The sequence below is a fragment of the Eionea flava genome (assembly GCF_055393785.1).
This window is the reverse complement of record NZ_AP036018.1, coordinates 1,963,111-1,977,480: the sequence shown is the minus strand read 5'-3', so window position 1 is coordinate 1,977,480 and position 14,370 is coordinate 1,963,111. Positions and strand designations below refer to the sequence as shown.

Sequence of the window (14,370 nt, the reverse complement as noted above, 5' to 3'; positions counted from 1 at the left end):
TAAATTCTTTGATAGACGTTATTTTTAATTTTTATCACGTGTTTTCTTCCTGCAATTGTTTTTGTAACCACAGGGAAATATCGGTAATCTCTTCCATGCAAACACTATGAGCGATAGGGTAGGTGTGATATTTCGGTTGATAGCCGCGCAGGGTTAATTCGTTTATCGCTTGTTGGCCTAATACTTCATCGACAACATTATCAACCTCGCCGTGGCCAATAAAAATCGGAAGTGCTGCGTTTTTTTCACTGGCTGCGATGGTTTCTTTGGTGGCAAAATAGGTGGATAGTGCAATTAATCCGCCGAGCTTTTTCGGGTAGCTTAACGCAGCCTCATAAGCCACGGCACCGCCTTGTGAAAAACCCGCAATAAAAATACGCTCGCTAGGAATACCACGTGTAATTTCTTGCTCAATTAATTCACCGACTGCTTGCGACGATTCCATAATTTGCTGGGTGTCAATCACACGATCAATACTCATCGAAATAATGTCATACCACGCCGGCATCACCATGCCGCCATTCACGGTAACCGTACGGTTGGGTGCATGAGGGAAAATAAAGCGAACACCCATGGGGAGTCTTAACTCAGGTACTATCGGTTCAAAATCATGTCCACTGGCTCCTAGCCCATGCAGCCAGATAACGGAGGCGGTTGGATTGGGTTGCGTGTCGATTTCGAGATATTTTAGTGATGGCATAAAAACAATGTCTACTGTCAATAAAGGGAGTTAGTAATGGTCTATAATAAATGGCGTAAATTATAACGTACTTGTTTTGTTGAGTGTTTCGGCTTAATCAAATTGAATACGTTTTTTGGGTGTTTGCGTTGAATACTGAGGTGAATGGTTGGGCGAGTATTTTTCGCGCAGCGGTTTAAGCACTGCACGGCTACCATCAATATGTAATACTAAGGCCAGTTGTAGCCATTCGCCCAGTTTGCCGGTTGGGAAGCCTTGCTTATCAAACCACAATAAATATTCTTCGGGTAAATCGGCCAATAGAAATCCTTGATATTTTCCAAAGGGCATCGTTTCTGTAACCAGCGCGTAAAGGTTTTCTGGGGTTAAGACAGAGGGTTGATCCATTAGTGACTCTCCTTCGCGGTAGTTGCTGTTACTTGCCATAAGGTATGCCCGCTTGCTTGATACTTTCTTTCAAACGCGGTGACGGTTTGCTCTGGTGTATAGGTATTGATGTGAATACGGTCAAAGCGTGCTTGATGTTTTTCGCTAATTAATAGCGCATGATAAAACTCATCAGCATAAATTGACCAGTTAGTACGTAACTCAATCGCTTCACTAATTGTAAGTAAACTCGCCCATGCTGCATCTCCATGCCAGCGGCGTTGTAAGTGTTTAGGTTTGGGGTAAGGGTTGGGGTAGAACAGCGTGTGTTTGGCAAAGTGCCAGCCGTTTTGTTCAGCTAATTGCCAGAAGTCTGTGCATTCAGCGCGCAGCAGTAAGCTGTTTTTGGGGAGTGCTTGGTTGTCGTTATTTTCGAGTCGCTTCAGTGAGCGATCAATGCCAATCACCAAATGGTCCGGATACGTATGGGCAAGGTAACGCGTACTTTCCCCCGTACCGCAGCCGCTGTCGAGTATGGCGAGTGGCTGTCCTAATGATTGCCAATGCGTGTGAGCGTGCGCAAACGCCGTACGGTTATGTTCCGCAATGGGTTTTTGTGAGCGCTTAGTTAAATGCTTACAAACGGTCGTTTCTAGGTTCTCATGCCGCCCTTGTTGGGGCGATGTGACGGGCTTGGCGGGAGTAAAACTCATAATAAAAATGAACTGTTTCAACGAAAAAGCGTATCAGTCTACATTATCACTCAAAGAATAAAAGGCCAGCCATGAAAAAGCCCATTACTCCAGCGCACCCAGCTAACGCCAATGCCGCCGCATCGTCCAATAGTGAAAACACCAGCGCGCACCCACGCCCGCCTTGTCGCGGTTGTCTGCCTGATTGTCCCAATTATCTACACTGCGATGGTAAGCCTTGGCGCGAAACAACCGGCGTGCAATAAGCGCTTTTATCGCCCCTCCAAGCTCGCACATAAAATTTACCCCTTTAAGTTCACCCATCCGCGACCACGCTTTTTGATCGAATAGCGTGCAAACCATCCCTTCTGCCACCTAATGCAGAAAAGTCGGCAGTAAAAGCCTTAATAACCTTGTTGGTTCCTCAACTTTCCCTTATTGTCTCATCTGTTTCACGGTGGATACGCTATTGCTGATAAAATATTGACCTTAAAAGAGGTCGCTGACTCTTATGTGGGCAGAGAAAACCGCGTATCGACTGGCCGCCGAAGGCAAGCTGCCCGGATTTAAAGTGGGTGGCAGTTGGCGCTTTAAGTGAGAGGATGTTTTGCAATGGATAGAAGAATAAAAGAAGAGAACAGAGTAGATGACCAATAACGAAGAACAACAGTTTTTAGCAGAGCTTGATAAAAAACTCTGGAATGCCGCTGATAAGCTACGCTCTACCCTTGATGCATCTCAGTACAAACATACCGTGCTGGGGCTTGTTTTCTTAAAGTACGTTTCCGACGCCTTTAAAATTCGCCAAGACGAACTCACAGCGCAATTTACCAACCCCGACCACGATTATTATTTAGACCCAGAAGACTTTGACGGCAAAGATTCAGAAGAATATGCTGAAGAGTTAAAGGTCGAGCTTGAGCAACGAGATTATTACGCCGAGGTAAACGTATTTTGGGTGCCAGCGGCAGCGCGGTGGCAATTTTTGCAAGACAACAACAAAACCGTTATTGGTGGCGCAGAGCTAAAGTTACCTGATGGCAGTACAAAAAAATTCAGCTCTGTTGGGCATCTAATCGACAACGCTCTAGAGCAAATTGAAGCGGATAACCAAAAACTCAAAGGCGTACTGAATAAGCTATACACCCGCTTGCAAATCGATCAAGCCAAGCTAGGCGAACTTATCGATCTAATCGCAACGATCCCATTCAACCATGCCAGCCTGAACTCCAAAGATATTCTTGGGCACGTATACGAATATATGCTCGGCCAGTTCGCCTTGGCAGAAGGTAAAAAAGGTGGACAGTACTACACGCCAAAATCTATTGTTAGTTTGATTGTGCAAATGCTTGAGCCATTCAAAGGGCGGGTATACGATCCTGCTATGGGCTCCGGTGGCTTCTTTGTACAAACCGAATCTTTTATCGACGCCCACAAAGGCCGCATTGGTGAAGTCTCTATCTATGGCCAAGAATACAACCATACCACTTGGCAGCTGGCCGCCATGAACATGGCCATACGAGGCATTGATTTTAACTTCGGTAAAGAGCCGGCTAATACCTACATCAATGATCAGCACCCCGATTTACGCGCCGATTACGTGATGGCCAATCCGCCTTTCAACATGAAAGAGTGGGACACAGGCGTCAGCGAAAACGATCCTCGCTGGAAATACGGCACACCGCCATCGGGCAATGCCAACTTCGCGTGGCTTCAACATATGCTCTATCACCTCGCGCCCAATGGCTCGATGGGCTTATTACTGTCTAATGGTTCCATGAGCTCGAATACGAACAATGAAGGTGCTATTCGTAAAAAGCTAATTGAAGAAGATTTAATTGAATGCATGGTGGCGCTGCCGGGGCAGCTTTTCACCAATACACAAATCCCTGCCTGTATCTGGTTTCTAACTAAAAACAAAGGGGCTAGAACGGCGGCAAGCGGTAGACAACTACGTGACCGTAAAGGCGAGGTATTGTTTATCGATGCGCGAAATTTAGGGTATATGAAAGACCGAGTTTTGCGAGACTTTACCGAAGACGATCTGAACAAAGTGACCGATGTCTTTCACAATTGGCGCCGGACAGGAGTCCAAGTGCCGCGTAGTCCAGGGATGGACGAGAGCGGCCCGATGGGCGAAGGCTATGAAAACATACCGGGCTTTTGTAAATCGGCAACCTTAGACGAAATTGCCAAACACGACTATGTTCTTACACCCGGTCGTTATGTAGGCGCTGCTGCCGAAGAAGACGATGGTGAACCTTTTGCAGAAAAGATGGCGCGCCTAACAGCGCAATTGAAGAATCAGCTTGAAGAGTCTGATCGGCTAGAGGCAGAGATAAAGCATAACTTGTCGGGGTTGGGTTTTGATGTCTGAGTTCAAAGAGGTAACAATCGGCGATGTGTGTTCTGTTGGTGATGGGGCGCATAGTAAAGTTAAAAGAACTGATTCAGGGATACCGTACTTAACTTCAAAAAATATTGGTCAAGGAAGTTTAAAGCTAGATAAACTGGATTTTATATCTGAGGAGTCTTTTGAGAAATTATTTTCTAAGGATAGCAAAGCGACAAGGCGACCTCAGCCGGGTGATGTGCTTTTTGGAATCATAGGTACATTTGGAAATGCATATTTATATAAAGAGCAAGACCATTTCGGTTTTTCCAGTTCAATTGGAGTTTTAAGGCCTGATCCTGAAAAGCTGGATTCCGAGTATCTGTATTATGTTGTTAGCAGTAAGCAATTTAAAGCTAATCACGCAAACCACAATGCGGGTTCAGTGCAAGGTTATACAAATATACCAACGGTAAAGGGGTTGCCTATTCCATTACCTCCTTTAGAAGAGCAGAAGAGAATATCAAAGATTTTGAAATCACTCGACGACAAAATCCAACTCAACCGCCAAACCAACCAAACCCTTGAAGCCATCGCCCAAGCTATCTTCAAAAGCTGGTTTGTGGATTTTGAACCCACCCGTGCCAAAATCGCTGCAAAGGAAAATGGTCAAGACCCTGAGCTTGCTGCTATGGCCGCTATTGCAGGCAAAGGAGTCGATGAGCTGAACAGCCTAAGTGATAAGCAACTCGAAAAACTCAAGTCCACCGCCGCACTCTTTCCAGATAATCTTGTAGAGTCTGAGCTAGGTGAAATCCCAGAAGGCTGGGAAGTTTCGACATTAGATAGTATTGCTGCATTTACTAATGGGAGTGTCAATGTAACTGAGTTGTCGCTAAAAAATTATGTTTCAACAGAAAATATGCTGAGTGGAAAAAAAGGTATCTCCGTTGCAGCATCTCTTCCCACAACTAAAACAGTTCCTTATTTTAGTAAAGGTCATATCTTAGTTTCTAATATCCGCCCTTATTTTAAGAAAATATGGCTGGCTCGTTTTAGCGGGGGGCGCTCCAACGATGTACTTGGTTTTAAAGCTATTGATGATGACTCAATCGAATTTTTATATAACTTGCTGTATCAAGATGGTTTTTTTAAATTCATGATGAAAACTTCTAAGGGTGCGAAAATGCCAAGAGGAGATAAAAAATCTATAGCAGGATGGGCAATAGTAAAACCAACACTAGCTGCTAGAAAAGCCTTCGGCAAAACCGTGAGTAGTTATTACAAGATAATTGATAGCAAAAGTATCGAAAGTAAATTGCTAGAACAAATTCGTGATGCCTTGCTACCCAAACTCCTCTCCGGCGAACTCACCACCCACGCCAATACCGCAGAGCTGGAAGCCTCTGCATGAACAAGGACTCAATACAAAAGACTAAGGGAATGACACGATGACACATGACACTGAACGTCAGCCAGCTATTCAACTATTTCAATCAGAAGATGGGCAAGTGCAATTAGAGGTGGCGCTAGAGCAAGACACTGTTTGGCTTTCGCAATTGCAAATGGCTGAGCTATTCGGCACTAAACGACCGGCAATTACTAAGCATTTGGGGAATATCTTTAAATCGAAAGAATTGCACGAGCCAGTGGTATGTTCCGTTTTGGAACATACCACTACGCATGGCGCCATAAGTGATAAAACGCAAACACGCCGCGTTAAATATTACAATTTAGACGCCATTATTTCTGTTGGCTATCGTGTGAATTCAAGCCGTGCTACGCAATTTAGAATATGGGCAACTCAGCGTTTACGTGACTATTTGGTACAAGGTTATACCATTAATCAGCAACGCTTCGACCAAAACGCCGCTGAACTGCAACAAGCTCTGGCGTTAATCAATAAGGCGGCCCAAAGCCCAGAGCTTACGCAGGAGTCGGGGCGCGGTTTAGTGGATATTGTGAGCCGCTACACTCAATCCTTTTTATGGTTACAGCGCTACGATGAGGGTTTGCTCAACGAGCCCACAGGCCAAGCTGGTGGTCATTTGCCCAGCCATCAAGAGGCCAGCGAGGCACTGGCACAACTTAAGCAAAACCTGATAGCCCGCGGCGAAACCACCGAATTATTTGCCAAGCCTCGCGGTGATGGCCTCAGTGCACTGTTGGGAAATCTTAATCAAAGTGTCTTTGGTGAAGCCGCTTATCCAACAATCGAAAGCAAAGCCGCCCATCTGCTGTACTTTGTTGTAAAAAATCACCCCTTCACTGACGGCAATAAACGCAGTGGTGCGTTTTTATTCGTGGATTTTTTGCATCGCAATCAGCGCCTCTATAACGCACAAGGCCATCCTTGTATTAACGATACGGGCCTAGCGGCCTTAACGCTGTTAGTGGCGGAATCTAAACCCGATCAAAAAGAAACACTTATCCGTTTAATTATGAATATGCTGGCGTAAGAGACGAAATAACGCGCTGATAGGAGCAAAAAACGTGATCACTGAAGACCAACTAGAACAGCTTTGCCTCGAATGGTTTCAAGCGATAGGTTACGACTATGTGTGCGGCTACGATATTGCGCCGGATGGTAGCAACCCAGAGCGCAGTGATTACCGTCAAATCGTCTTGCATCAGCGCTTGCTGCACAGCCTTACAAAGATAAATCCGCATATCCCTGCAGATACTTTGGAACGTGCCGCGTTACAAGTGGCGAAGCCCGAAACGCCAATTCTGATTAAAAACAACAAAGCCTTTCATCAAATGTTATTGGAAGGTGTAAAGGTAGAGTACAAAGACGCGCGCGGTGAAGAAAAACACGACTACGTGCGCTTGGTGGATTTTGATAACATCGCCAATAACCTGTTTTTGGTGGTGAACCAATTTACCTTGGTGGGCAGCAAGGGTAATCGCCGCCCGGATGTTATTGTGTTTATCAATGGTCTACCGCTTGCAGTATTAGAGTTAAAAAATCCAGCCGATAGCAAAGCGGATATTTGGTCGGCTTATCAGCAGATTCAAACGTATAAGGACGAAATTCCTGACCTGTTCGCTTTTAATGAGGCGCTTGTTATTAGTGATGGTCTCAATGCTCGCGTCGGTTCTCTGACAGCCAGTAAAGAACGCTTTATGGCATGGCGTACCGTCAGTAATGAACATGATAGACCGCTATTTGAGTATGCACTGGAAACATTGATCAGGGGCTTTTTTAAACCAGATTTATTTTTGGATTATGTTCGCCACTTCATATTATTCGAGCAGGCTGGTGGCTCTTCTGAAAACCCCGCCGCAGGCGCTACCATCAAGAAAATAGCTGGCTATCACCAGTTTCATGCCGTGCGTGAAGCGGTTAAGGCAACGGTTATTGCTGCACAAAGAGTGGATGGTATTGCCGAACCTAGAGCCAGTTACGCAAATAGAGTAGTGCCCGGTTCGGGTAAAGCCGGTGTTGTGTGGCATACACAGGGTTCTGGTAAATCGATCTCCATGGTGTGCTATACGGGTAAATTGCTCGCTCAACCTGAAATGAACAACCCGACAATTGTGGTAGTCACTGACCGTAACGATCTTGATGGCCAGCTCTATGACACTTTCGGTATGGCCGCTGAAACACTCAAACAAACGCCCGTTCAAGCCCAAGACCGTGATGATTTGCGAGACATTCTATCTTCTCGGCAATCTGGTGGGATTATCTTCACAACGGTTCAGAAATTCGCACTACTGAGTGATGAAACGTCTCACCCTGTGTTAAGCGAGCGGAAAAATATCGTTGTGGTAAGCGATGAAGCCCACCGTAGTCAGTATGGTGATAAAGCCAAATTAGTCGATATAAAAAGCAAAACGGGAGAGGTCATCGGTAAAAAGTATACATTTGGTTATTCAAAACATATGCGAGATGCGTTGCCCGCAGCCTCCTTTATTGGCTTTACAGGAACACCGATAGACTCTGCGGATAAAGACACCAGAGCGGTATTTGGTGATTACGTGTCTATCTATGATATTCAGGATGCCGTTGATGATGGGGCGACGGTGCCTATTTATTACGAGTCCAGATTGGCAAAGTTGAATATCAACGAAGCAGAAATGGAAGCCCTTAATGATGAAGTCGATGAAGTTATTGAAGATGAGGAAGACGTCGCAGCAAGGGAAAATACAAAATCTAAATGGGCGGCATTAGAAAAATTAGTGGGTAGCGAACCTCGTATTGCCTTAGTTGGAAATGACTTGGTTGAACATTTTGAAAACCGAATTGCAACCATGCCCGGTAAGGCTATGGCAGTTTGCATGAGCAGAGAAATCTGTGTTGATTTATACGATGCGATAGTCGCTATAAGACCTGAGTGGCATGGCTCTCCATTAGGTGAAGCCTCCGATCCAATGAAAGGCGCTATTAAAATTGTGATGACAGGGGCCGCTTCAGACAAAGAAAAGCTGCAACCGCATATCTACAATAAAGAAACTAAAAAGCTGTTTGAAAAACGCTTTAAGGATGTCAACGATCCTCTGCAAATCGTGATAGTGCGAGATATGTGGCTAACGGGTTTTGATGCGCCTAATTGTCACACAATGTACATCGACAAACCGATGAAAGGCCACAATCTAATGCAGGCGATTGCGCGAGTTAACCGAGTATTTAAAGACAAGCCCGGTGGGTTAGTTGTTGATTACATCGGTATTGCCAATGAATTAAAACAGGCGCTAAAAACCTACACGGGTTCAAACGGTAAAGGTAAACCAACACACGATACTCATGAAGCCTACGCTATCCTTCTAGAAAAAATGGATGTTGTTAGAAGTATGTTTGCTTCTCATGGCGCTGATGGCTCTGCTTTCGACTACAGCGGTTATGAAGAGAATGCATTGCAGCTTTTGCCCGGTGCCATGAACCATATTTTGGGACTTAAGGGCAGTAGTGGTGAATTAGATGGTAAGAAGCGCTTTCTAGACGTAATGGCTGCAATTAGCAAGGCTTACACACTTTGCGGAACCATGGACGAGGTAGAGCCGTTCAAGAAGGAAATTGCATTCCTTGGTGCGGTTAAGAATGCAATCAGCAAGTTCACCACTATTGATAAACGTCGCTCTGACGAAGAGAAAAACTCAGCGCTGAAGCAAATAATCGACAATGCCGTTATTGCCGATGGTGTTGATGACATCTTTAATTTAGTCGGACTTGATAAGCCAAATATTGGCCTGCTGTCTCCAGAATTTATGGAAGACGTAGCCAATATGAAGGAGAAGAATCTAGCTGTTGATTTGTTAGAGCGCCTATTGCGTGACGAAGTTAAAGCTCGGATGAAAACAGATGTGGTTTCTGAAAAGAAATATTCCGAGCGCATACAGGAAACGTTGCGCAAGTACCACAATAGAGCGATTGAAACGGCACAGGTTATCGAAGAGCTAATCAAGATGGCCAAAGAAATGGCCGAAGATGAAGAACTTGCCGCGAACTCTGGCTTAAACACTGATGAAATTGCTTTTTACAGAGCGCTTATTCAAAACGAGTCTGCTGTTAGAGAGCTAGGTGATAATAATCTTCGTGAACTGGCTAAACACGTAACCACCCAGTTGAGAAAAAGTACGACCGTTGACTGGCAGGTGCGGGATAGCGTGCGAGCGAAATTACGTAACCTTGTACGCCGAGCGCTTAGGAAGTGGAAATATCCGCCGGACAAAGCTGATGAGGCAATTGAGCTTTGTTTAAAGCAGGCTGAGGCATTGAGTGAGCATTGGAGTGCTGAAAGTGAGCGTTAGTTATCCACTACTATTTGACTGTGATAAAGTTTACAAGGAAATATTTGAGTAAGCTGAGAGTTTTAAGAAGAGCTGAGAAAATTAAAAACACATTTTAAAAAATATTGGTATTTACGGCGATAGCTCTCTTAAAAGCTGAGGATCATAAACTTAAAAATGTATACAAGTGTGTTGACCTAAAATCACTTTAAGTCAATAAGTATATTTACTAAAAATTTTTTAATGTCAATCTATGCGTTGACTTAGATATTGTGCCGGTATATAAATATGTATACTATTTGGGTGTTCGAGTACATATAAAGATTGTCCAGAGTAAAAGAGCATGAGTATAGACAAGATAGTAGCCAAGCAATATCGAGATAAGGTGAACCAAGCGGTCAGTCAGTTTGCTGGCTTATCTATGCTCCCTAACCATGGGCTTCCCAAAGAGGGTTGGCTGCGTACGGTACGAACGGCGCTGGGTATGTCTGGCACGCAATTGGCTAAAAAGCTGGGCGTTACTAAAGCCCGTATATCTAAGGCTGAACAAGATGAGCCGCACAGAAGTGTTACCCTGAAGACTATGCAATCTATGGCTGAGGCGATGGATTGCACGTTTGTGTACGCGATTGTACCCAAGCAAAACGTGGAGGATGTGATTAAAGCGCGCGCTATTGAAAAAGCGCGTGCTCAGGTAAAAGCGGCATCCACGCATATGGCGCTTGAATCGCAATCATTGAGTAAAGAGCAGCTCGAATTTGAAGTTGAGCGCATTGCTGCGCAAATTATCGATAAAATGCCATCCGACTTTTGGAATGATGAATGACGGATGATGATTCAAATCTCGGTGAGCACTTTATTGAAGGAGCCGATGGTGCGACACCCTGACGAGCTGGATGGCTTGAAGTTTAAGCACGTGAGCACTAGGGGGGAGCTAGACCAGCTTGAGCAAGCGAGCATCACCGAAGGGTTGAAGTGGTTAGATAAACAAAAGAACCCTGATGTGTTATCAGAGGCTTTTGTGTTAGAGCTGCACAAGCGGTTGTTTGGCAGTGTCTGGAAGTGGGCAGGGTCATTCCGGCGTACGGAAAAGAATATCGGTGTTGATCCGATACAGGTTGCTATCCAATTGCGGCAACTATTGGACGATGCTAAATACTGGGTTGAGCATGACACTTATTCGTCTAAAGAGCTGGCGGCTAGATTTCATCACAAGTTGGTATTTATCCACCCGTTTCCCAATGGTAATGGGCGGCATGCACGAATAATGGCGGATGCCATATTAACAAAATTATTAAATGAGCCTGCCATTGATTGGGCTGGTGGTTACAGGCTGGAAGCCATGAATGAGCGCCGCGATCAATATATTGCCGCGCTTAGAGCTGCTGATAGGCACGATTTGCGTGCTTTGTTGAAATTTGTTGGTGCTTAGTTTGTTGGCGCTCAAGAAATAGTAATAAATACAGGTGTAAATAAGGGTTTTAAAGATATGGCAGATGCCAATTTTATTAATGAAGTCGGTAAACGACGTACTTTCGCGATTATTTCTCACCCCGATGCGGGTAAAACAACCATTACCGAAAAACTGCTGCTATTAGGGCAGGCAATTCAGTTGGCGGGTTCGGTGAAGGGTAAAAAAGGCCCTCATGCGAAGTCGGACTGGATGAGTATGGAGCAGGAACGGGGTATCTCGGTAACATCGTCGGTGATGCAATTTCCTTATAAGGATCGCACCGTGAACCTGTTGGATACGCCGGGTCACGAAGATTTTTCGGAAGATACTTACCGTACGTTAACCGCTGTCGATTCGGTGTTGATGGTGATTGATGGCGCTAAGGGTGTGGAAGATCGTACTATTAAATTGATGGATGTATGTCGCTTGCGCGATACGCCCATTTTATCCTTTATCAATAAAATGGATCGTGATATTCGCGACCCAATCGATGTTCTCGATGAGATCGAAAGCGTACTTAAAATTGAAGCCGCACCGATTAACTGGCCTATTGGTATGGGTAAAGAGTTTAAAGGCGTGTACAACCTGTATACCGATACTATTCATGTGTATCAGCAGGGCATGGGACATATGCTTAATGACGATATTCGTATCCAAGGTTTAGATAGCGACGAAGCAACAGAGTTATTCGGCAGCTATGCCGAGGATATTCGTGATGAAATGGAATTAGTGCGCGGTGCGACGCATGAGTTTAATGCAGACGATTATTTAGCAGGCCGCTTAACACCCGTATTTTTTGGGACGGCGTTGGGTAACTTTGGTGTACGAGAAATGCTGGATGGTTTTGTTGAATGGGCACCCACACCACAACCACGAATGACCAAAGAGCGTGAAGTTAGTGCAGAGGAAGAAAAGTTTTCGGGCTTTGTATTTAAAATTCAAGCCAATATGGATCCTAAGCATCGAGACCGTATCGCCTTTATGCGCGTGTGTTCAGGTAAATACACCAAAGGCATGAAAATGAAACATGTCCGCTTAGGCAAAGATGTAAAAATTGCCGATGCCGTAACCTTTTTAGCCGGCGATCGCAGTGCCGTACAGGAGGCTATGTCAGGCGATATTATTGGTTTGCATAATCACGGGACTATTCAAATTGGTGATACCTTTACCGAAGGTGAGACGCTGAAATATACGGGTATCCCTCACTTTGCGCCCGAATTATTTCGCCGTATCCGTTTAAAAGATCCGCTTAAACTTAAGCAATTACAAAAAGGTCTGCAACAATTATCAGAAGAAGGGTCAACTCAAGTCTTCTTTCCAATGAGTAATACCGATATTGTTGTTGGTGCTGTGGGTGTTCTGCAGTTTGAGGTGGTGGCTTATCGCCTAAAAGATGAATACAAAGTCGATGCGATCTACGAAGCTGTTAATGTGACGACCGCGCGTTGGGCTGACTGTGACGATAATAAAAAATTAGAAGAGTTTAAACGTAAATGTGCGGATAACTTAGCCATCGATGGTGGTGGGCATTTAACGTACTTAGCGCCAACACGAGTGAACTTATCGCTTACCGAAGAGCGTCACCCCGATGTGCTGTTCCGTGCAACACGAGAGCACTAAAGGCATACGGTGTTGACTGTTATCGCAACCGTTGTATTAAGTGTTTGTATTGTTGCGGCGATAGGTTATTTGTTTTTTCGATTAAAGACACCTTACTATCGTGTGGATCGCGCGCGGATGGTACGGGTGTTAGAAATGGTACTTACCGGTCAGGCAACCGATAATAACTGGTACATGACCTTCGGGATGACGATTCGGCATTCGCCAGCGCTTGAATGTATTCGTCAACAATGTGTTGACGTGGAAGAACATTATTATATCGGTGAGCAACAACCCCCTTATTTATTTTCTCTACAAGGGCGCGAGCAACTCCGTGTTATTCTTGATGAATTAAAACAGCTTAATGACTCGTAGCCGTTATTCTGCATATGATTTAGAATTTTATTAGATCAAGAATTGATCAGAAAAATATATCAACTTTTAAGGAATAATTATGGGCAATTTTTCTTCTCCCATCTCTCGCTTTTTACTGGTAACCGCCGCATTTATTATTGTTGTTGCGGGTATGCGTGCTGCAGAATCCTTATTGGTGCCTTTCTTTTTATCTCTGTTTATTGCGATTATTTGTACCCCGCTATTGGGGTTTATGAAACGCTACCGAATTCCTACGGGTGCCTCGATTGTATTAATTGTTGTCATGATGGTTGTTGTGGGTATGTTTATTGGCGCGATTGTGGGTTCATCGGTTAATAGTTTTACGGCTAATATTCCCGAGTATCAGGCAAGACTTACTTTATTGTCATCAGGTTTGCAGACATGGCTTTCTGAGTGGGGAGTAGTGATTGATCCGAGCACATGGCGTGAAATGGTGAACCCAAGCGCCGCATTAACGATGGCGGGTAACACCTTAACCTCGTTCGGTAATATTATGACAGACGGGTTTTTAATTCTTCTTACTGTTATTTTTATTCTTACTGAAGAAATTAATTTCACTGAAAAGTTAAGGAATGCTTCTAGCAAAAGTGAGAAAACTCTTGAGGCGCTAGGCCGTTTTACTCAAAGCCTGAATAAATATATGGCAATAAAAACCTTAGTGAGTATGGCCACCGGTGTATTAGTCATGGTTGCGCTAGCGATTATTGGTGTCGATTATCCCGTACTTTGGGGGTTATTAGCTTTCTTACTTAATTTTATTCCTACTTTTGGTTCTATTCTTGCTGCAGTGCCTCCGGTGCTATTAGCGGTTGTGCAATTGGGTGTCGGTGAAGCATTTGTTACGGCCATATTTTATGTGGCGGTTAATGTTATTGTTGGTTCAGTACTTGAGCCGCGTTTTATGGGTAAAGGCTTAGACTTATCGTCGTTAGTGGTTTTTTTATCTCTCGTGTTTTGGGGGTGGATATTAGGGCCAGTGGGTATGTTGCTGTCGGTACCGCTAACCATTATGGTGAAAATAGCGTTAGAGAATTCGGAGGATACCCGTTGGATTGGCGTGATGTTAGGGGCAGGGGTAGTAGAGTCGCCCGATAATAAATAG

Annotated in this window: 13 protein-coding genes and 1 pseudogene; 10 read left to right on the top strand and 4 right to left on the bottom strand. The window is 44.5% G+C overall.

Annotated elements, in window-relative coordinates; genetic code table 11:
• Positions 1 to 34: 34 nt before the first annotated feature.
• The 4 genes from ACZ5O6_RS08645 to ACZ5O6_RS08630 all read right to left on the bottom strand — a co-directional run bounded on the left by ACZ5O6_RS08645 (position 35) and on the right by ACZ5O6_RS08630 (position 2,121).
• The gene (locus ACZ5O6_RS08645; RefSeq protein WP_447092580.1) at positions 35 to 700 is read right to left on the bottom strand and encodes an alpha/beta hydrolase; all 666 of its coding nucleotides are present in this window, start codon (positions 698 to 700) and stop codon (positions 35 to 37) included.
• 93 nt (positions 701 to 793) lie between these two features.
• A complete protein-coding gene (locus ACZ5O6_RS08640) occupies positions 794 to 1,087 on the bottom strand; it encodes a DUF3820 family protein (protein ID WP_447092579.1) in 294 nt (97 codons plus the stop codon).
• Positions 1,087 to 1,779: a tRNA (guanine(46)-N(7))-methyltransferase TrmB gene (gene trmB, locus ACZ5O6_RS08635; protein WP_447092578.1), complete on the bottom strand. Its 693-nt coding sequence runs from the start codon at positions 1,777 to 1,779 to the stop codon at positions 1,087 to 1,089. The genes ACZ5O6_RS08640 and trmB overlap by 1 nt, the downstream gene beginning before the upstream one ends.
• A 102-nt stretch (positions 1,780 to 1,881) precedes the next feature.
• Positions 1,882 to 2,121 (bottom strand): hypothetical protein, encoded by a 240-nt coding sequence (locus ACZ5O6_RS08630; protein ID WP_447092577.1) that lies wholly within the window; start codon positions 2,119 to 2,121, stop codon positions 1,882 to 1,884.
• 105 nt (positions 2,122 to 2,226) lie between these two features.
• Here ACZ5O6_RS08630 and ACZ5O6_RS08625 point away from each other — a divergent pair.
• The 10 genes and pseudogenes from ACZ5O6_RS08625 (at position 2,227) to ACZ5O6_RS08580 (ending at position 14,370) form a co-directional block, all read left to right on the top strand.
• A pseudogene (locus ACZ5O6_RS08625) lies at positions 2,227 to 2,356 on the top strand (helix-turn-helix domain-containing protein).
• A gap of 48 nt (positions 2,357 to 2,404) precedes the next feature.
• The gene (locus tag ACZ5O6_RS08620; protein ID WP_447092576.1) at positions 2,405 to 4,135 is read left to right on the top strand and encodes a class I SAM-dependent DNA methyltransferase; all 1,731 of its coding nucleotides are present in this window, start codon (positions 2,405 to 2,407) and stop codon (positions 4,133 to 4,135) included.
• On the top strand, positions 4,128 to 5,504 hold the full coding sequence (locus ACZ5O6_RS08615; protein WP_447092575.1) for a restriction endonuclease subunit S: 1,377 nt from the start codon (positions 4,128 to 4,130) through the stop codon (positions 5,502 to 5,504). Before ACZ5O6_RS08620 ends, ACZ5O6_RS08615 begins: the two co-directional genes overlap by 8 nt.
• 37 nt (positions 5,505 to 5,541) lie before the next feature.
• Positions 5,542 to 6,549 carry a RhuM family protein gene (gene rhuM, locus ACZ5O6_RS08610; RefSeq protein WP_447092574.1) on the top strand — a complete coding sequence of 336 codons (1,008 nt, stop codon included), beginning with the start codon at positions 5,542 to 5,544 and terminating at the stop codon, positions 6,547 to 6,549.
• A gap of 34 nt (positions 6,550 to 6,583) precedes the next feature.
• Positions 6,584 to 9,841 carry a type I restriction endonuclease subunit R gene (locus tag ACZ5O6_RS08605; protein ID WP_447092573.1) on the top strand — a complete coding sequence of 1,086 codons (3,258 nt, stop codon included), beginning with the start codon at positions 6,584 to 6,586 and terminating at the stop codon, positions 9,839 to 9,841.
• Between the two features lie 322 nt (positions 9,842 to 10,163).
• Complete coding sequence (locus ACZ5O6_RS08600) at positions 10,164 to 10,646, top strand: mobile mystery protein A (RefSeq protein ID WP_447092572.1); 483 nt, start codon at positions 10,164 to 10,166, stop codon at positions 10,644 to 10,646.
• A 3-nt stretch (positions 10,647 to 10,649) separates the two neighbouring features.
• A complete protein-coding gene (locus tag ACZ5O6_RS08595; protein WP_447092571.1) occupies positions 10,650 to 11,252 on the top strand; it encodes a mobile mystery protein B in 603 nt (200 codons plus the stop codon).
• 57 nt (positions 11,253 to 11,309) lie between these two features.
• Entirely contained in the window at positions 11,310 to 12,893 is a 1,584-nt protein-coding gene (locus ACZ5O6_RS08590) for a peptide chain release factor 3 (RefSeq protein ID WP_447092570.1), read from the top strand.
• 9 nt (positions 12,894 to 12,902) lie between these two features.
• Positions 12,903 to 13,247: a hypothetical protein gene (locus tag ACZ5O6_RS08585; RefSeq protein WP_447092569.1), complete on the top strand. Its 345-nt coding sequence runs from the start codon at positions 12,903 to 12,905 to the stop codon at positions 13,245 to 13,247.
• 79 nt (positions 13,248 to 13,326) lie between these two features.
• On the top strand, positions 13,327 to 14,370 hold the full coding sequence (locus ACZ5O6_RS08580; RefSeq protein ID WP_447092568.1) for an AI-2E family transporter: 1,044 nt from the start codon (positions 13,327 to 13,329) through the stop codon (positions 14,368 to 14,370).